At 43.5% G+C, this 20,129-nt stretch carries 11 protein-coding genes and 1 tRNA gene; 7 read left to right on the top strand and 5 right to left on the bottom strand.

Features of this window, described 5'->3' with window-relative positions; genetic code table 11:
* Positions 1–303: 303 nt before the first annotated feature.
* The 7 genes from NMU02_RS04855 to NMU02_RS04825 are packed head-to-tail and all read left to right on the top strand — an operon-like array spanning position 304 to position 11,352.
* Positions 304–2,040 (top strand): thiol-activated cytolysin family protein, encoded by a 1,737-nt coding sequence (locus tag NMU02_RS04855; protein WP_255026166.1) that lies wholly within the window; start codon positions 304–306, stop codon positions 2,038–2,040.
* Positions 2,041–2,072: 32 nt separating this feature from the next.
* On the top strand, positions 2,073–3,809 hold the full coding sequence (locus NMU02_RS04850) for a thiol-activated cytolysin family protein (RefSeq protein ID WP_255026165.1): 1,737 nt from the start codon (positions 2,073–2,075) through the stop codon (positions 3,807–3,809).
* A 39-nt stretch (positions 3,810–3,848) separates the two neighbouring features.
* The gene (locus tag NMU02_RS04845) at positions 3,849–4,529 is read left to right on the top strand and encodes a hypothetical protein (RefSeq protein ID WP_255026164.1); all 681 of its coding nucleotides are present in this window, start codon (positions 3,849–3,851) and stop codon (positions 4,527–4,529) included.
* A complete protein-coding gene (locus tag NMU02_RS04840; RefSeq protein WP_255026162.1) occupies positions 4,519–6,219 on the top strand; it encodes a thiol-activated cytolysin family protein in 1,701 nt (566 codons plus the stop codon). Before NMU02_RS04845 ends, NMU02_RS04840 begins: the two co-directional genes overlap by 11 nt.
* 5 nt (positions 6,220–6,224) lie before the next feature.
* Entirely contained in the window at positions 6,225–7,928 is a 1,704-nt protein-coding gene (locus NMU02_RS04835) for a thiol-activated cytolysin family protein (RefSeq protein WP_255026161.1), read from the top strand.
* 5 nt (positions 7,929–7,933) lie between these two features.
* A complete protein-coding gene (locus NMU02_RS04830) occupies positions 7,934–9,640 on the top strand; it encodes a thiol-activated cytolysin family protein (protein ID WP_255026160.1) in 1,707 nt (568 codons plus the stop codon).
* A gap of 5 nt (positions 9,641–9,645) precedes the next feature.
* Complete coding sequence (locus NMU02_RS04825) at positions 9,646–11,352, top strand: thiol-activated cytolysin family protein (RefSeq protein WP_255026158.1); 1,707 nt, start codon at positions 9,646–9,648, stop codon at positions 11,350–11,352.
* Positions 11,353–11,687: 335 nt separating this feature from the next.
* Here the strand turns inward: NMU02_RS04825 and NMU02_RS04820 are convergent.
* The 5 genes from NMU02_RS04820 to NMU02_RS04800 all read right to left on the bottom strand — a co-directional run bounded on the left by NMU02_RS04820 (position 11,688) and on the right by NMU02_RS04800 (position 20,113).
* Positions 11,688–11,774 (bottom strand) — tRNA-Ser (locus NMU02_RS04820).
* Between the two features lie 159 nt (positions 11,775–11,933).
* Positions 11,934–13,412 carry a family 43 glycosylhydrolase gene (locus tag NMU02_RS04815; RefSeq protein WP_255026157.1) on the bottom strand — a complete coding sequence of 493 codons (1,479 nt, stop codon included), beginning with the start codon at positions 13,410–13,412 and terminating at the stop codon, positions 11,934–11,936.
* A 229-nt stretch (positions 13,413–13,641) separates the two neighbouring features.
* Positions 13,642–16,290, bottom strand: a complete 2,649-nt coding sequence (locus NMU02_RS04810; RefSeq protein ID WP_255026156.1) for an AsmA family protein — start codon at positions 16,288–16,290, stop codon at positions 13,642–13,644.
* Positions 16,291–16,310: 20 nt separating this feature from the next.
* Positions 16,311–18,305, bottom strand: coding sequence for a tetratricopeptide repeat protein (locus NMU02_RS04805; RefSeq protein WP_255026154.1), 1,995 nt, complete (start codon positions 18,303–18,305; stop codon positions 16,311–16,313).
* A 167-nt stretch (positions 18,306–18,472) separates the two neighbouring features.
* Positions 18,473–20,113 carry an OmpP1/FadL family transporter gene (locus NMU02_RS04800; protein ID WP_255026150.1) on the bottom strand — a complete coding sequence of 547 codons (1,641 nt, stop codon included), beginning with the start codon at positions 20,111–20,113 and terminating at the stop codon, positions 18,473–18,475.
* Between the last annotated feature and the right edge of the window lie 16 nt (positions 20,114–20,129).

Raw genomic sequence — 20,129 nt, 5'->3', positions numbered from 1 at the left:
ATTAATACTGTTGTAACAAATGTAATAATATTATTTAATATCCGGCCTATCAATCGTTTTTTATTATCGTATTTCCGGTCATTCGCCCCTTTTCTCCAGCTTAACCACACGTCATCCTGAGGGTAAATGAAGGAGAACAGGTAAGGTTCAAAATGACAAGACAAAGCCTTAGGCAGACAGAAGTAGTTCAGAAGATCGCAAATACAGTGTTAATACGGACTAAATTTATTGTACTATTCTAAATTTTTTCGTTTCTTTGCAAGATTATTACTTAATATTATAGTAAGTGAATTAATTTTTACTATGAACAAAATTTTATCAATCGCCATTGCCTGCATGGTTTTATTCATCTTTATCCGTTGTACCGATAAAGAAGAGGCCCCGTTACCGACCCCCCATCTGCCTACCGCAGAAGAAATATTTATCGAAAAGATAAATAAAATCAAAGAACTTATCGACAGTGCCGGTACATTACCTACCGAAGAAACTACCCCTATGAAACGGGAATTGGTATCGAGAAAAGATAACGACGTAGTGTACCGGTACGACGAAGAAACCGAAGACTACGGGTATTACACGCCCGTGAATTTTACGTTCTCTCAAAAAGCGTTCGAAAAAGTGGCCGAACTGCCGCCCATGAAATCGGTCGATGTCATCTGGCCCGGCAACCTCATACAGGGCAAGTCGGTGGCCGACGGTAACCTCGCCGCTATACCCGTAGCCGACAAGCGCGCGGGAGGCGAAATCGTACTCAACGTAGTATCCGGACAAGAAGACATGATGTATTACCGCCATGTCGAAAACATGTCGGGAGCGGGAGTTACACAAGCCATGAACGATATGCTGGCGCCCTACGAGAGCGGATTTCCCGCCGACGTATCGTACCTGCAATCGTCGGTCTCCTCTATCGAGGAAATGTCCTATTACCTCGATATGCGCCCCGAGGAACTGAACGAAAAAAGCAACGGCGCGTTCAAGCCGGTCAACTGGACCACATACACCAATAAGGTGATGATAAAACTCCGGCAGGTATTCTTTACCATATCGTACGATTACCGGGGTATCGAAAACGTATTTTCGCAAAATATCGAATACAACGACCTGAAAGCCTATATAACCGAGAACAATCCGCCCTGTTATATCGCGTCGGTCTCGTACGGCCGGTATTTCATTCTGCTGTACGAGTCGGAATACTCCGAAAACAAACTCTACGACGTGCTGCGTAAAGCCTATAGCACCGAGAATCTCGAGGATTTTACCCCGCAGGAGAAAAAAATCATTCACAAGTCTAAAGTATACATGGTACAGGTGGGCGGTAATCCGGTGGCCGGGCTCGAGACCATAACGACCGATCCCGACAAAATACGCGAGTTCGTCATCGGCGGTGCCGTTTTCTCGAAAGACAACGTCGGGGCGCCCATTAGTTACAAGGTATGCTACCTGCAAAACGCCGTCCCCCTGATTACGTATAAAAAACTCGATGTCGTTACCGAGAAACTCACCTATATCCCCGAGAAAAAGACCAATAACGTAACCATCGAGATCAAAGACATATTCTCCGACAAGCTCAACCTTACCGGCGGCAATATGCAACTCTCTAACCACTCGTGGGTTACCGTAGGCGATATCGCGGTAAACGTATACAACCGCGACGGGTCGCTCTTTAAAAGGCTTCCCCCCCTGAAAACGGGCATCGTACGGGTACCTACCAAAGAAAACGCCACCTACCGCAAATACGACCACCGGATAAGTACCGGCGAGTTGGGCGAAAATACCGATAAACGCGTTGCGATCGAGTTTACCGTACACTATTACATCGAGCGCTACGGCGGGGGCACCTCGGCCGACCAGCGCATTTACCGTAAACGGCTCGAATTCGCCTTCGACGACAAAACTCAAACCTGGAAAATCAGCGACAAAGACATTTACCAGAAAGATTCTTTTACCCTGATGAACCTCAGGGATTATTTCAATTTCTGTTATATCGACTTCCAACTCGGTTTCCGCTTCAGCGCAAACCGCGAAACTTATAAACAATAATTAACATTATAATATTAAATATCTTTAAAATCATGAACAAGAATTTTTTAATTGCCGCCCTTATCGCTTTTTGTACGATAACCGCATTTTTTAGTTGTCACGAAAAAGAGACCATTATCATCAAAGAACAGCCGGTAGACCCGGAAGAGGAACCGCTACCGCCCATGAATCCCAATCAGGAGGCCGTGGCCGATCTCATCGTAAAGGCAGGCCGCATCGCCACCTTGCCCGAAAAAAATATCACGACACTGGTTGATTCAGCAAAGTCGGATAAACTGGATTATTATACCGATGAAGCATCTGGTTTAAAATATAAAGGATATTCCTATAAAACCACCACGCACCACAGCATCGTGAATAACCCCATGGAGTTCGTCACCCTCGATCCCTGGGACATTCTCTGGCCCGGCGCCTTGATACAGGGTAAATCGTTGACCGACGGTATCCCCGCCAGCATCCCCATCTTCAGCAAGCGGAAACCGGGCAGAATCTATCTCTCCCTCGTTTCGGGTAACCAGAATATGGATACCTGGTACAAAGAGGTACCCCTGAGCGGAGCCTTCGTTACCCAGGCGATGAACGAGCTGCTCGAGAAACATCTCAACGCCAACCCGGCACGGACCGCCTTCGAGATAGAAACCGTAACTTCGGTCGAGGAAATGGCGCTGAAATTGGGGGTAAACCTGAAACTTTTCGGCAGCAAACTCAACCAGAATTTCGGCGGCAACTGGAGCGACAGCAAAAGCTACGTGGCGGTAAAACTCAACCAGATCTTTTTTACCATGGCCTACGAAGGGCCCGACGGCGGTATAGTGGGCACCTTTACCGACGACATTACCCCGCTCGACCTCAAATATTACACCGGCCCCGATAATCCCATCTGTTACGTGAGTTCGGTCTCTTACGGCCGCTCGTATATTATGCTCTACGAGTCGAGGGAAAGCCGCCGCACCCTCGAGCTGGCCGTGAAAGCCGCATTTGCCGGTCAAGAAGCAAGCGCATCGGTAGACCGAAAACAAACCTTTAACGAGGCCAAATGCAAAATGGTACAGCTCGGCGGCGACCCTGTCGCCGGCCTCGAGACCGTTTTCGGCGATTACGAAAAACTCCGCAAGTTCGTCACCGACGGCGCCGTCGTTTCCGCCCACAATATAGGCGTACCCATCTCTTACAAACTCTCGCACTTGCTCGACAACAGTACCGTGCGGCTCAGCAATACGCTCGAATACGATGTCACTACCCAAACCTTCTTACCGGCTGTGCCCAAAAATAATGTCACTATCGATATTTATGACGTAATTATGCCGCCACCACAATCGAAACGGGAGATTTCTAATTACTCGGCTATGATTTTAAGAGCAGTAAATGTATATCAATTAGATAGTGATGGAACTAAAATATACGATTATTTAGTAAAGAAACCAAATATCCAAAATACTAAAAATAATGGCGCTAGTATTCCTATATTTAAAACTTTAAACTATTTAAGTGTACCTCATGATTCAAGAATTCGTATCGAAGCCCAATTCTACGCTATAAATCAAACTTATAAACCCGGTACGCAAAAGGAAGAAGACGAGTTTACGCTGATACAGGATTTCGAGTTCGATAAAAATAAAAACGTATGGAGACCCGTGCAACAAAACCCGAACCCTTTCGAGAAACTCACCAAACACATTGAAAATTTCGGCGGCGCTACTATGGATTTTACCCTCAACTACCGCTTCTATTGCGATGGCATTATCTATCCCATCCCTGAAAAAAATTAATGAAACCAGAGACATCTAACAAATACCGATTAAAAAAATATGAATTACTATCAAAGAGAAAATCCCGGAAACAACAGAGCAGCCGCCCCTACCGGGGCGGCTGCCCAAATTCGCCAATGGGTCGATTATAGCGCAGTATATAAACGTATTATCAACAATTACAATATCAGCCCCTATTATATGCCCGATGAAAAAGGACAGCATGTTATCGTGAATGTTCTCAACGCTTATATGGTGCCCTTGCGAAAAGTAAATAACCACCCGATTGACGACGGATCGATTACGTTACTTTCGGTTACCGTGTCGGAATTAGACCGAAACGGGAATTATAAAATCAAGAAACAGATCATAAAATATCCCCTTACGTTACGAATAAACGATACGGGTGCCTTTTTCCCGATCGAGCGGTCGGTCGTTTTCTCGAAAGTACCTCCCGATGCCCTCATCCGCATCGAAATCGAATTCTATGTCGAGGTAAAGTGCCTGTACCCCGCAAAATGCACCGAGAAAGCCGATATTCGTCTGAAACAGGATTTCGAATACGACAGGAATAAAAACGCTTGGCGACCGATAAACAATCTTCCGTATCCCTTAGAAAAAATATCGATACACAAAGATAATTTCGCCGGGGCGACCATAGATTTTACCTTATATTACCGATTCTCCTTTGACAAAGTTATTTACCCTATATCTGAAACGAATCATGAATGTGAAATATAAATTATACTCATTCTTAGGAATATTAATGTGTTTAACGGTATTCTCAGCCTGCAATGACAAGGATAATACCGATAAAAATAATCCGGATACGAACCCGCAACAGACCGCTGTCGGCGAACTGATCGAAAAGGCAGGACGTATCGCCGCTTTGCCCGAAAAAAATACGGTTATATTACTCGACGAAAAAAAGTCGGATAAACTGGAAAAATATCAGGATGATATCTCAGGATTAACATATAAAGGGTATTCTTATAAAACCACCACGCGCCACAGCATCGTAGATAATCCCATGGAGTTCGTCACCCTCGATCCCTGGGATATCCTCTGGCCCGGCGCCCTCATACAGGGAAAATCGTTGACTGACGGCATTCCCGCCGGCATACCCATATACAGCAAGCGCAAACCCGGCCGTTTAAGTCTGTCATTGATGGAAAACAAAGAAGATATGGATAAATGGTATGTAGATACCCAAATGAGCAGTGTACGGACTGATCTGGCCATAGAAGAATTAATAGAAAAACACGTAAGTCCTTCTCCTGCCCGCACCGAGTTTACGATAGAGCCGGTTACTTCACCCGAAGAAATGGCCCTGAAACTCGGTTTAAACCTGAAATTATGGACTCCGGTCCTCCGACAAAAGTTCGGAAACTGGGATAAAAATAAAAACTACGTAGCGGTAAAACTCGACCGAATCTATTTTTCTATCGCATACGAACCCGCTGAACCCGGGTATAAGGGAGTCTTCACCGAGGAAATCACCACCGAAGACCTGAAAGATGATACCGCTCCGGGAAACCCCATCTGCTACGTGAGTTCGGTCTCTTACGGAGAATCCTATATAACACTTTACGAGTCGAGCGTCAGCAGGAATACTCTCGAGATGGCGGTGAAAGCCGCAGTTGCCGGCCAAATTATAACCGGATCCTCAGACCCGAAACTAACCTTTAACGAGGCCGGATGCAAAATGGTGCAACTCGGCGGCGGCGCTGTCGCCGGCCTCGAGACCGTTTTCGGCGATTACGAAAAACTCAACAAGTTCGTCGCCGAAGGCGCCGTCGTTTCCGCCCACAATATCGGGGTTCCCATCTCTTACAAAATCTCGCATCTGATCGATAACAGTACCGTGTGGCTCAGCAATACCCTCGAGTACGAAGTCACTAACCAGACTTACTTACCGGAAATACCAAGCAATGATGTTACTATCGATATTTATGACGCAGTTATGCCTGCACCGCAATCGAAACGGGAAATTTCTAATTACTCCAAAATGATCTTAAAAGAGGTAAATATATGTACAAGAAGTGAGGATAATGTTGAAAGAAAAAAAACTATGATTGTGTCCCCTATTCATCAAAATACTAAAAATAACGGCGCAAATATTCCCATATTTAGAAATTTTACATTTACAGGCGTTCCTAAAGATTCCCGTATTAGTATAGAAACTCTGTTCTACGTGAAAAACCAGACCTATAAACTGGATAAGGAAATGGAAGAGTGGGAATTTACGCTAACGCAAGAATTCGAGTTCGATAAGAACAAAAATGTGTGGAAACCGGTGCAACAAACCCCGCACCCCTTCGAAAAACTCACCAAACACTTAGACAATTTCGGTGGCGCTACTATGGACTTTGCCCTCAACTACCGATTCTACTGTGATGGTATTACCTACCCCATTCCTGAAAAAAATTAATGAAAATGAAAACTAAACTACATTTACTCATCAGCATTGTTCTCTGCATAACTGTATTCTCTGCCTGCAACGACAAGGATAATACCGATAAAAATAATCCGGACACGAACCCGCAGCAGACCGCTGTCGACGAACTGATCGAAAAGGCAGGACGTATCGCCGCTTTGCCCGAAAAAAATACCACGATGCTGGTAAGTGAAGTAAAGTCGGATAAACTGGTACAGTACCGTGACGAGGCATCAGGATCAAAATATATGGGGTATTCCTATAAAACCACAACACACCACAGCATTGTAGATAACCCCATGGAGTTCGTCACCCTCGACCCCTGGGATATTCTCTGGCCCGGCGCCCTCATACAGGGCAAATCGTTGACCGACGGCATTCCCGCCGGCATACCCATATACAGCAAGCGGAAACCCGGCCGTTTAAGTCTGTCATTGATGGAAAGCAAAGAAGATATGGATAAATGGTATGTAGATACCCAAATGAGCAGTGTACGGACCGATCTGGCCATAGAAGAATTAATAGAAAAACACGTAAGTTCTTCTCCTGCCCGCACCGAGTTTACGATAGAGCCGGTTACTTCACCCGAAGAAATGACCCTGAAACTCGGTTTAAACCTGAAATTATGGACTCCAATCATCCGACAAAAGTTCGGAAACTGGGACAAAAATAAAAACTACGTAGCGGTAAAACTCGACCGAATATATTTCTCCATCGCATACGAACCCGCCGAACCCGGATATAAGGGAGTATTCACCGAAGAGATCGCCACCGAAGACCTGAAAGATGATACCGCTCCGGGAAACCCCATCTGCTACGTGAGTTCGGTCTCTTACGGAGAATCCTATATAATACTTTACGAGTCGAACGACAGCCGCCGCACTCTCGAGCTGGCCGTGAGGGCCGCATTTGCGGGACAAAATGCAGAAACGTCCATAGACCGGAAACAAACCTTTAACGAGGCCAAATGCAAAATGGTACAGCTTGGCGGCGACCCTGTCGCCGGCCTCGAGACCGTTTTCGGCGATTACGAAAAACTGCATAAATTCGTCACCGAAGGCGCCATCGTTTCCGCCCACAATATCGGGGTTCCCATCTCTTACAAACTCTCGCACCTGCTCGATAACAGTACCGTGCGGCTCAGCAATGCCCTCGAGTACGATGTCACTACCCAAACCTTCTTACCGGAAGAACCAAACAATGACGTCGTTATCGATATTCATGAAGCGATTATGTCGCCGCCGCAATCGAAACGGGAAATTTCTAATTATTCTGCCATGATTTTAAGAGCAGTAAATATAACTATCATAAAAAATAGTGGCGGTACAAATGTCGTAGATGATTTTATTGAATCCCCCATTACATGTAATACTAAAAACACCGGTGCTAATATTCCTATACATAAAACTTTTATAACTAAAAATGTTCCTAAAGATGCACGTATCCGCATTGAGGTTCAATTCTACGCGATAAATAAAACCTATCGACCGAGTACGCAAGAGAAGGAGGATGAATTTACGCTGATACAGGAATTTGAATTCGATAAAAATAAAAACGTATGGAGACCCGTGCAACAAAACTCTAATGCCTTCGAGAAACTTACGAAATACATCGAAAATTTCGGCGGCGCTACTATGGACTTTACCCTCAACTATCGATTCTACTGTGATGGTATTACCTACCCCATTCCTGAAAAAAATTAATGAAAATGAAAAAACAAATCCCATTAATAACATCTGCCATTCTCTGCCTGGCAATACTCTGCGGATGTCACGATAAAGACGATAAAAACGTAGAGTTTAACAACCCACCGACCGAAATGATAGACGAAGTCGGCAAATTGATACAAGATGCCGGGCATATAGAGACTTTACCCGAAAAAAATACGGTTATATTACTAGACGATGAAAAGTCGGATAAAGCAGAATGGATTAAAGATGATATAAACGGAAATCTATATAAAGGGTATTCTTATAAAACCACAACACGCCACAACACAACCAATAATCTCGAGGAATATGTCACATTTACTCCTTCGGATTTCTTCTGGCCCGGCGCCCTGATACAGGGCAAATCGTTGACCGACGGCATTCCCGACGGCATTCCCATATACAGCAAGCGGAAAAAAGGATGCATTTACCTATCTCTTACCGAAAATAAGGAGGATATGGACAATTGGTATGTAGATACCCAAATGAGCAGTGTACGGACCGATCTGGCCATAGAAGAATTAATAGAAAAACACGTAAGTCCTTCTCCTGCCCGCACCGAGTTTACGATAGAGCCGGTTACTTCACCCGAAGAAATGACCCTGAAACTCGGTTTAAACCTGAAATTATGGACTCCGATCATCCGACAAAAGTTCGGAAACTGGGACAAAAATAAAAACTACGTAGCGGTAAAACTCGACCGAATATATTTCTCCATCGCATACGAACCTGCCGAACCCGGATATAAGGGAGTCTTCACCGAGAAAATCACCACCGAAGACCTGAAAGATGATACCGCTCCGGGAAACCCCATCTGCTACGTGAGCTCGGTCTCTTACGGAGAATCCTACATTATGCTTTACGAATCAAATGTGAGCCGTCAATCCCTTGAATTAGCAGTACAAGCCGCCTTCACGGGGAATAAAGTAGTAGGAGGTATCGATCGCACCCAAACTTTTAACGAGGCCAAATGCAAAATGGTACAGATCGGCGGCGACCCTGACGCCGGCCTCGAGACCGTATTCGGAAATTATGAAAAACTCCACAATTTCGTCACCGAAGGCGCCATCGTTTCCTCACACAATATCGGGGTTCCCATCTCTTACATGCTCTCGCACCTGCTCGACAACAGTACCGTACGACTCAGCAACACCCTTGAATACAATGTTACTACCCCAAATTTTTTACCACAAAAACAAAAAAATGATGTGATGATCGATATATTTAATGCCTATATGCCTGCTCCTCAATCGAAAAGAAAAATATCGAATTATTCTGTCATCACTTTAAAAGCAGTAAATATATCTGAAATCGATAGTATCGGAAATATTAATAATTTCAAGTACCTGTTTCCTAAACCAGCCACATTAAGTACAATCAATACTGGAGCTGATTTTTCAATATATCGTACAATTTTATTCCAAAAAGTTGACAAACAATCCCGTATCCGCATCAAGGCTCAATTCTATGCAAAAAATAAAACCTATCGACCGGGTACGCAGGAAGATGAAGATGAATTTACGCTGATGCAGGAATTTGAATTCGATAAAACAAATAACGTCTGGAAACCGGTGCAACAGACGGAACGGCCTTTTGAAAGACTCTCCAAACACATCGACAATTTCGGAGGCGCTACTATGGACTTTACCCTCAACTACCGATTCTACTGTGATGGTATTACCTACCCCATTCCTGAAAAAAATTAATGAAAATGAAAAAACAAATCCCATTAATAACAACTGCCATTCTCTGCCTGGCAATACTCTGCGGATGTCACGATAAAGACGATAAAAACGTAGAGTTTAACAACCCACCGACCGAAATGATAGACGAAGTCGGCAAATTGATACAAGATGCCGGGCATATAGAGACTTTACCCGAAAAAAATACGGTTATATTACTCGACGAAAAAAAGTCGGATAAGATTGAGTGGGTTAAAGATGATCTAAGTGGAGACGAATACCTAGGGTATTCTGTAATAACCACTGAACATCATAGTATTATCGATAACCTCATGGAGTTTGTCACCCTCGACCCCCGGGACATTCTCTGGCCCGGCGCCCTCATACAGGGCAAATCGTTAATCGACGGCATTCCCAACGGCATTCCCATATACAGCAAGCGGAAAAAAGGATGCATTTACCTATCTCTTACCGAAAATAAGGAGGATATGGACAATTGGTATGTAGATACCCAAATGAGCAGTGTACGGACTGATCTGGCCATAGAAGAATTAATAGAAAAACACGTAAGTTCTTCTCCTGCCCGCACCGAGTTTACGATAGAGCCGGTTACTTCACCCGAAGAAATGGCCCTGAAACTCGGTTTAAACCTGAAATTATGGACTCCGGCCCTCCGACAAAAGTTCGGAAACTGGGATAAAAATAAAAACTACGTAGCGGTAAAACTCGACCGAATCTATTTCTCTATCACATACGAACCCGCCGAACCCGGATATAAGGGAGTCTTCACCGAGGAGATCACCACCGAAGACCTGAAAGATGATACCGCTCCGGGAAACCCCATCTGTTACGTGAGTTCGGTCTCTTACGGAGAATCCTATATAATACTTTACGAGTCGAACGTCAGCCGCCGCGCTCTCGAGCTGGCCGTGAGGGCCGCATTTGCGGGACAAAATGCAGAGACGTCCATAGACCAGAAACAAACCTTTAACGAAGCTAAATGTACAATGATACAGATCGGCGGCGACCCTGTCGCCGGTTCGGAAACCGTATTCGGAAATTATGAAAAACTCCGCAATTTCGTCACCGAAGGCGCCGTCGTTTCCTCACACAATATAGGCGTACCCATCTCTTACATGCTCTCGCACCTGCTCGACAACAGTACCGTACGGCTCAGTAACACACTTGAATATAATGTAACTACTCAAAAAGTTTTACCTGAAAAACCAATTAATAATGTAATTATAGATGTTTTTGAAGCATATATGCCCGCACCACAATCTAAAAGGAAAATATCGAATTATTCAGCAATGATATTAAAAAAAGTCATTGTATCAACCATTTTAAATAACGGAGAAAAAAAAGATAGACAATTAATAGAATCACCCCAAATTTTAAATACCAAAAATACTGGAGCCCTTTATCCCATTCATAAATCAATTTCACTTTTAATGGTACCAAGTGACGCACGCATTCGTATCGAAACTCAATTCTATGTAAAAAATCAGACCTATAAAACGGGAGATCAAATGGATGAAAACGACTTTACATTGTTACAGGAATTCGAGTTCGATAAAACAAATAACGTCTGGAAACCGGTGCAACAGACAGAAAGGCCTTTTGAAAGACTCACCAAACACTTAGACAATTTCGGCGGCGCTACTATGGACTTTACCCTAAATTATAGGTTCACCTGCGATAAAGTTGAATACCCGATTTCTCAGAAAGCCAATTGAAACCGGAGACATCTGTAAGCCAAACGAACCACACATACATAGATAATCATGCGGATGTAAAGTATTGAAAATGGGAATTCTGAGTGTGAATTTTGTCTTCCTGTCTATGAAGGCTCCCCTGATAACATCTATATCGGCTCAAATCCCTTTTCACGTTACCCGGGGGAAATCCTTCACTCCGTTAAGTAGGACAGGCAGGGTTAAAGAAGACTAAGCAAGGCATCAGGAGGATAGAATAAGTCCAGGAGGACAAGGCGATGCTTCAGGAAACAGGGGAAAATGATAAATTCCGTAAAATAAAATCCCCTGCAAACCAATGGTTTGCAGGGGATTAGCGGAAAGAGAGGGATTCGAACCCTCGGTACAGTTACCCGTACAACGGTTTTCGAGACCGTCCCGATCGACCACTCCGGCATCTTTCCTTTTTGACGATGCAAATGTAAAAATAATTATTCTGAAATACGATACTTTTCGAAATCTATTTTTCAGAAAAAAACATACTGTAAAAACGCATCGATATAACTATACCGTATAAAGAGAGTTACTTGAAATATCATATTCACAAGAGGAAAATATAAATATCACTCTTCTATTTTATACAGGCGAATATTCTTAAAAACCGAATTCCCGTTTTTAGTAAAAAAATAAAGATCGCGGCCTTTTTGTTCGGGTAACCGGTTGACGATGCATCTACGGCCATCGATATTAGCGTCTATGATGTCCCCTTTTACTATGATATCGAGTTTCACGGGTTTATCGAGCCCATCGACCCCATATATAAGCGTATTTTGTAATAAAACCAGCCTTTTATTCGCATTCAGTTCGAATTTATATCCTCTATTGTTATTTCGTACAGAAGCCCTCAGGAATAAACCGATTTCATCGTAGTTTCCCCGAGGAACGACATCCATCGTCAGGCGGTAATTTTCGGGAAGATTTTCCATAAACGCCGCCTGGGTTCCGTTGGCAGCATCCAGTTTTACCATTCCCGCACTTTCGACAATACCGTTTTTATCGGACATTCTGACAACGGGATTCTTCACTTCGATCATACGGGGAAGCACCTCGGGCAAGAAACGGGTATATAAGGTACCGTCTTTCTTCTGCCCCACTTCCCGGAACAAGATATTTCCTCCGAAAACCCCACCTTCATTGTCTTTATTATTCCATTTTCCGGGAATAAAAGCAACCGCTATACGCCGGCCGTCATTCGCCAAAGCGGTTTTATATACATTGGCCCACGACTCTACAAAAGGTTGCGAAGGAGGATATTGCCAGGGACCATACGGCTTACGGGACATGACATAATACGTATCGCTTCCGGTACTGTAAATGAGATAATACCAGCCGTTCCATTCGAAATAATCGCTACACTCGGGAACAGCGACCTGACCGTCGAGTACGGGAACCGTTTCGGTCCAGTTTTTCAGATCGTCCGATACCAAATGAACCAGATAGCCTCCGAATCCGCTGATTTCGGGAGATTTACGATAACCCGAAACGAACAAATGAAATTTTCCATCTTTATCTTTAAAAACTTTCGGATCCCGAAAATCCCGGCTCACACATTCTGCCGGAGCCGTATAAAAGGGATTGGGCTGTTGTTTTATATAGGTTTTCCCGCCATCTTCACTGATTGCGTAACTCAATTGTTCCTGTACTCTTCCGTCCCCGACCACCCGAGTCGAATAGAATGCATAGAATTTACCGTCTTCTACTATTACCGAACCGGTACAGATGGATTTCTCCCACTCCTCGTCGATTCCCAAAGCCACGGGATAGTGTTTCCAGTGTACGAGATCTTCGCTGGTACTCAAAGCCCATTGATGCCCGCCCAGGCCACCCAATCCCGAATGATGCCCTTCGTCGAGGAGCCAGTAAAGATAAAAAGTACCGTTGTGGTTATACGGCATGCAATCACCGGGAAAAAGATGATTTTCTACAGGTTTGAAATATTGTAACCTTTCGGTAGGTTGTACTTGAGGATTATAATCGCGTACCTGTGCAGAAGATAACGCAATCATAAAAAGAAAAGCGGCGGATAAAACAGATTTTTTCATAAACGGATGATTTAAGGGTGTGTGTGTAATACTTGGCTTTTTAGCTATAGATAATGTGTGAATCGAAGAATATTTTCAAATTTAAAAAAAGATCATTACATATACAAATCGAAACCGGGACTTCTTAATGGAATATAAACGACAGACGACACGCATACCGGTATCTGCAAAAAAACAGGCAGGGGATGGAAAGCTTTTTCCATCCCCTGCCTGAAAATATCGGTAAACCCTATTCTGTTTTTTCGAGTTTCTTAATCTGCTCCTCGGCTTCCGCTCTCAGTTTATCGGCTTGCTTTTGAGCCTCTTCTACCAATTTTTTCGCAGCCGCTTTTGCCGCGATTTTCTCCAATGGCTTGGATGCCTTATCTACCAGCTTCTGACTCTCGGTTTGGGCCGTCTCAACAATTTTTTTAGCCGCTTCATCGGCTTTACGGCGTAACTCGGCGATACGTTCGGTATTGTCTTTACCGGTAATGGAGGTTAATTTATCTCCTATGGCTTTTTCTACGGCTGAAGAAACCAGACTCTTGGTATCGAGTGAGATCGACGGTTTTGTAAAAGTACCCCCGATCTTAGCCGTTATATTACTTAAATATCCATTCGCCGTATTTTCGGGCAAACTTATTTTCGCCGTATAATCGATAGACTGGTCGAGACCGGTGGTTCCGGAAAGATTCATCGAGATATTTCCCATTTTTATATCGAAAGGTTTGGTTTTTACCAAACCATTTTCAATGGTAAAAGGTATTTCGATATCTTTTGCTTCGATATTGCGCAATTTATCGTTTTTCAGTAAAGTCGCGAGTTTATCGAATGTTTCGAGATTCTGAATGTGTATATCATTCGCCGACAATACGCCATTGGCCCATAATTCGTTCAAAACAGGGCTCATCGTTTCATCGAGAGGAGTTTTAAGATCGAATTTAACGGAATAACTGCCACCCGTTTTCGCGAAAACAGGAACGATCTGCCGTATCATGTCGAGCTGTTTGAATGTTTCCTCGAACGACGCTTTCGTAATGTTCAAGTCGAAATTCACTTCGGGGCGTTTTTTATTTTTCGCCGTACTATAAGAACCGTTGGCCGCGACTTTACCGCCGAAAGCATCGAAATTAAGAGGAGACATACGCACCGCACCGTCTTTTACTATAAGATTTCCGGAAATATTACGGATATCGATTTTATCGAAAAGTACCTGTTTCATATTTGCTTTCATCGAAAGATCGAGATTTTCGGGCACTTCGATTACTCCCAAAGCGGAAGTGTCGGTTACGGCCGTACTTTCCGACCCGGAGGAAGAAGAGGTCATAAAATCGTTTAAATTCAGATAATCGGAATTCAGCGTAAGCGAACCCTTTAAGGTTTCGTTTTTCAGAAAATAAGGGATATAGTTCGACAAAGAACCCTTTGCCCTTACATCATTCTTTCCTACTTTCACATCGAGTTCGTCGAGCGACATGACTTTGGGAGATACCGTCGCTACGGCTTTCGTTACGCTAACCTGCGGCATATCCTTCATCGTAAGATCCATGCCGGTAATCGCTACCGTTCCTTCTCCTTTGATATTTTCATAGCGTTCTTTTTCGATATCGGACATGCGGCCTGAAAAATCGAGTTTAGCGGTTACTACTCCGCTTAACGAAACAGAATCTCCCAACGGGTAAATATCTTTTACATGACCGAGATTTATCGTCCCGTCGGCAGTCGCTTTGAAATTAAGATCTGAAACCGGCGTAGAAGCAAATAAGGTAAGTTTAAACGGATTTCCCGCCATACTGAAACTCAGATTTTCGACGTTTACCGTCGTTTTATCGGCTATGCCTCCGGGATTTTTTACTTCGGTCTTGATCTTTATATTATCTACTGATTTAGGCATGCCTTCGTAGCTTACCACACCATTATCGACGGTAAGCCCCAGATCGAACGCAGGCAACGTATCACCGGCCATTATCCCTTTAGCCCATGCGTTGAACCCGATATTGCCGGACGCTTTTAAAGCATCGAAGTTATGCTGATAAATGCCGGGGATAAGAGAAAGTATATCTTTGAAGGCGATCTTCGGCGCTCCGAGCTTTATATCCATATCGATGTTATCGCCGAGCATAGCCAACCAGCCGTCGATGTTCATTTCGATCGCATTGAGCCGGATCGTATTTTTATCGAACGTATATTTATTATTTTCAAAATCGGCGTTCACCTTCATATTCACCTCGAGTTCGGCATCTTTGAGATAAGGAACTCCGGCCATCATAAATTTCATATTACGCGTGAGCATACGACAATCGATATCGGTCATTTTCTCGGACATATCCCCTTTGAGTTGAAGGTCGAGAGCGTCGGTATAAAATTGCATTTTACCGGCCCGGTCGATATAGGCAAGCCGTCCATTTTTAATCCTTAATTTTTTGAGCTGCAAAGCAAATGACGATGAGGTAGAGGCGGTATCGGTTTCGGCGACTTGCGCAGTATCGGATTTCATTATATCCCAGTTTGCTTTCCCATCCTCCAAAACAATAGCCTTTATCGCCGGATTATCGAGGATAATATGATTAATTTCATATCCCTTATTTCCGAACAGACTCATAATATTTACAGCAATATCAATTTCTTTGGCAGAAACAAGCGTATCCCCTTCGAATTCACCCTTGCCGACTAACGAAAAATTCTCGAGTTCTACCGTCGCTTTCGGAAAATGAGAAAAGAAACTCAGATCGAGGTCTCCGAACTCGAGTTTCGCATCGAGCATCTTATTGGCTTCGGTTTTCACCACTTCGAGTATTTTACCTTTAAAAGCAAAAGGTAAAATCAATAACAACACTACAATCGCACCGATGGTAATACCGGTAATTTTCAGACCTTTTTTTAGATGTGCATTCATAACTTCATCGATTTATCGGATTATTTATTTTTCTGTTCTCTGATATATTCGGCAATCGCCCACTGACGTGCCGCCTCTTCTATCTCTCCGGATTTAGAATAGGCATCACCCAGGCGATCGTGCACCGTAGCATGCGTGGGCTTTTCGGCCGAAGCCTTAAGAAAATCGGAAATAGCCCCTTCGTAATCGCCCAGCTTGTACCTTACCCGCCCGCGGTTATATAACGCCTTAAAATATCTCGGACTAAGCTTTACCGCCTGATTGAGACAACGCATAGCCTCATGCTGGTCGCCGTCGTCGCTAAGCGTTATGCCTTTCCTTACCCAGGCATCTAACAAAAACGGATCGATAGACAACGCTTTATCGTAATTGGCAAGAGCCGCTCTGTGGTCATGAGCCTTAGTCACGCACTCGTTACCCAACAGGTAATATTCATAAGCGTATTTTTTCATTGCTTGCGACTGGTCGTTGAGGCGACCGGCAAGTTCCTTATTTTTTTCTTTCAACCGGTTTATTATACTCAATTTGTACCGGATCAACCGTCTTATCTCGGGTTTCTCGATATCATACCGGTGATGTATCGCTTCGAAAAACAGAGAGAGAAACGAATCGAAATCCCCTTCATCGAATTTCTTGGAGGCGTCACGATACAAACGGTCGGCCTGCGCCAGTTTCAACGACTGATCGATCAGTTGCCGATTATTGAATTGTTTACTGAAAGATACTATTTCGGGCCGAATAAAAATATCATTGCGGGAAATGCGGTTTTTCAGGATTATGCCTTCCAATGAAGTACACCGGCTTAAAGCGACATACGTCTGGCCTCCCGCAAAAGCACCACCGGAAAAATCGATAACGACCCGATTAAAAGTCAATCCCTGGCTTTTATGAACGGTAATCGCCCAGGCAAGCCGCATGGGATATTGCACAAAAGACCCCAGTTCCTCCTCCTCGATACATTTTTTTTCTTCGTTATAAGTATATCGTATATTCCTCCACAAATCTCTCTCGACCAAATGTTCTTCTCCATTCTCGAGCAATACGTATATGCCCTCTTCGCCGATCGAAGAAATCATGCCGATCGTACCGTTTACCCAACGGCGATCGTAATCATTCTTTATAAAAATTACCTGAGCTTTTTCTTTTAATACAAGATCTTTTTGCGTCGGCAAACTCGAATCGGGAAAATCACCTCTTATTTCACCCCGAAAGACAAATTCTTCGCCGGGAAGATCGGACAAATGTTTTTCGTTGATGTAATCGACACTGTCTCTGCGAGTTGCCAAAGTAACTGAAAACTCGTCACCGGCCGGTTGATAAGAAGGAACATACCGGCTGTTGAGCAATTGCAAATCTTGCGTACCTGCCGTATTATTTCTGATCCGGTCGAGTAAGCCGACAAAAACTTTGTCGGTCTGACGATAAACTTTTTTCAGTTCGATAGGTACCAGTTCGATCTCCCGGAACACCCGTGCCGAGAAAAAAAACGCGTTGGGATAAAACCGCGACAAAATATCTTTGGCATCGGAGGTAACGACAGGTTCCAATTGATATACATCTCCTACAAAAAGCATTTGTTTTCCTCCGAACGGAAGACGCATATTCCCCGAATATACCCGAAGTATACGGTCGATAAAATCGATCATATCGGCCCTTACCATAGAAATTTCATCGATAATAACCAATTCTATTTCCCGAATCAGTTTCCGATGCGATTTTCGGTATTTCAAAAAATTAAAAATACGGCTGTCGGTAAGACTTAAATCGGGATCATCGGGTAAAATAGGACGAAACGGCATTTTAAAGAAAGAATGTATCGTACTGCCGCCGGCATTAATCGCGGCAACTCCCGTAGGTGCCAACACGATATGTTTTTTCTTGGTGTTTTCACAAATATATTTCAGAAACGTAGATTTTCCCGTACCTGCCTTTCCGGTGAGGAATACCGACTGAGACGTAAACTTTACCAAAGTTAACGCATCCTGAAATTCTTTATTATCGGTATCTATTTTCAAGCCGTTTAATATTTATAAGAAATACTCTTTCAAAGATACAATTTTTTAATATTCTATCTTCAAAACTTAGATAAGATGTTTACGTTATAATTTTACGGAATAAACATATAGCCGGCATTTTCTCTGGAGAGAAAATGCCGGCTATATGTTTTTATAAAAATGTCAGGTCAGAACTTATATCCCAAAGTAACGACCAAACTATTGGTATGTCCGGAAAGCTTCGCGACTTCGGGACGATATTGCAAATTATCGACAAAAGTGGGAGAAAAAGCCAATACGTCTTCACTCCTGTATTTATGTACGTATGCCAGATCGACAAAAACCTGTCCGAAACGATAACCCGCACCACAGGTATAATAATTGGTACCTCTGTCGAGGGTATACTGTGTAGCCGTTCCGGCCGTCACAATCTCGATATTCTGATCGAGGACTTCAGTTTTTATGGGTGTCCACTGACGAGAAAATCCGGCTCTCAGACTCAGTTGAGGGGTCACCCGATATTCACCACCTATACGCAAGGTATGACCGGCTTTAAGATCCTGCTTGATATAATCATTCGTTTGAGAATACATATCCTGGGAATTGTAATAGTCGTCATCATTAGAAAAACTCATTTTATTGTATCCCGCATATTCGTAATCGGCACTAAGAATCCCCTTTTTACCGATAACAAACGCGGCACTGGCAATGAGTCGCCAAGGCGTTTTCAGTTTATAACTCGTATAATATATTTTATCATCCGGGGTATTACGGTATATAGGATTAAGCACTCCGTCACCATCCTTATATAAAACAGCGGTATTCTCGGTAGAAGCGTAATATTCATCCCTCATCGAAAAGAAAGTCGGCGTATGGAAAGCAAATCCCAAGCGCAGGAAATTGGTAGGACGAAAAATCGCCCCCATCTTAAAATTCACTCCCGACCCCGTAGTCGTGAGAACATTACGCAGCCCGATATTCCCGTTTTGTTGTACCACATTATTTCCGCTATTGTCATTATATACGGGATTTGTAAGCGACTCGGAATAACCCGTGCGCAAATCGTAGCTGAGATCATAAATACCGACAGCCATTCCCAGATAAAATCTATCTGAAACATTCGCACCTAAATTAATCGAATATTCATCGAGTCTCCCTTTTTCTTTCACAAAAAGATCTCCGTAACCGGTAGTGTGACCCCGATCGAACAAACCGAAATAATTAGTATTACCATCCAGATTTTCTACGGGACTGATAAAATTTCCTTCATATCCTAAAACAGGTAGCCAGGGAAGATAGTTATAAGGATCTTGCTGGTTGGGGCCATCGGGAATATAAGTCAGATCGAACAATGAAATCCCGTTGGTACGATTAGCCACATAATTTGTAATGGAAGTATTCAAATCGTTATAATGGGCCCGATATTCCCGGTTAAATGATTTTTGGCGGTTGAACGAAAAACCGACATTATAGCTGACCAGCCCGGTTGAATTACCGGTATTAATGGTACCTATGGCACCGATATTATTAAAAAGTCCTCTGAATTGATTATCTTTTACCGTACCTCCCGAAGCTGAAACACTATTCGACAGATTAGCAAAACCGAACGTCGTAACGATTTCGGAACTACGGTAAACACCGATACCGGCCGGATTTTGGGTTAATGACGAAATATCACCGCCCAAAGCCCCGAAAGCCCCGGCCATACTCATAAACCGAGCTGAACCGTTCAGATCTGTTTGAGAAAATTTCAACGCATCGGTCTCTCCCTGCGCATGTAAACCTATGGTACCGCATAAAGCGGCGACTATAATCAATATTTTTTTCATTTTAATTCAATTATCC

This window comes from Coprobacter tertius, assembly GCF_024330105.1.
Lineage (GTDB): Bacteria > Bacteroidota > Bacteroidia > Bacteroidales > Coprobacteraceae > Coprobacter > Coprobacter tertius.
This window is presented reverse-complemented; position numbering and strand designations above follow the sequence as displayed.

What these genes read in the sequence shown, in the direction of transcription:
- NMU02_RS04855 (WP_255026166.1), top strand. Translation starts at nt 304, where the DNA reads ATGAACAAAATTTTATCAATCGCCATTGCCTGCATGGTTTTATTCATC.
- NMU02_RS04850 (WP_255026165.1), top strand. Translation starts at nt 2,073, where the DNA reads ATGAACAAGAATTTTTTAATTGCCGCCCTTATCGCTTTTTGTACGATA.
- NMU02_RS04845 (WP_255026164.1), top strand. Translation starts at nt 3,849, where the DNA reads ATGAATTACTATCAAAGAGAAAATCCCGGAAACAACAGAGCAGCCGCC.
- NMU02_RS04835 (WP_255026161.1), top strand. Translation starts at nt 6,225, where the DNA reads ATGAAAACTAAACTACATTTACTCATCAGCATTGTTCTCTGCATAACT.
- NMU02_RS04830 (WP_255026160.1), top strand. Translation starts at nt 7,934, where the DNA reads ATGAAAAAACAAATCCCATTAATAACATCTGCCATTCTCTGCCTGGCA.
- NMU02_RS04825 (WP_255026158.1), top strand. Translation starts at nt 9,646, where the DNA reads ATGAAAAAACAAATCCCATTAATAACAACTGCCATTCTCTGCCTGGCA.
- NMU02_RS04815 (WP_255026157.1), bottom strand. Translation starts at nt 13,412, where the DNA reads ATGAAAAAATCTGTTTTATCCGCCGCTTTTCTTTTTATGATTGCGTTA.
- NMU02_RS04810 (WP_255026156.1), bottom strand. Translation starts at nt 16,290, where the DNA reads ATGAATGCACATCTAAAAAAAGGTCTGAAAATTACCGGTATTACCATC.
- NMU02_RS04800 (WP_255026150.1), bottom strand. Translation starts at nt 20,113, where the DNA reads ATGAAAAAAATATTGATTATAGTCGCCGCTTTATGCGGTACCATAGGT.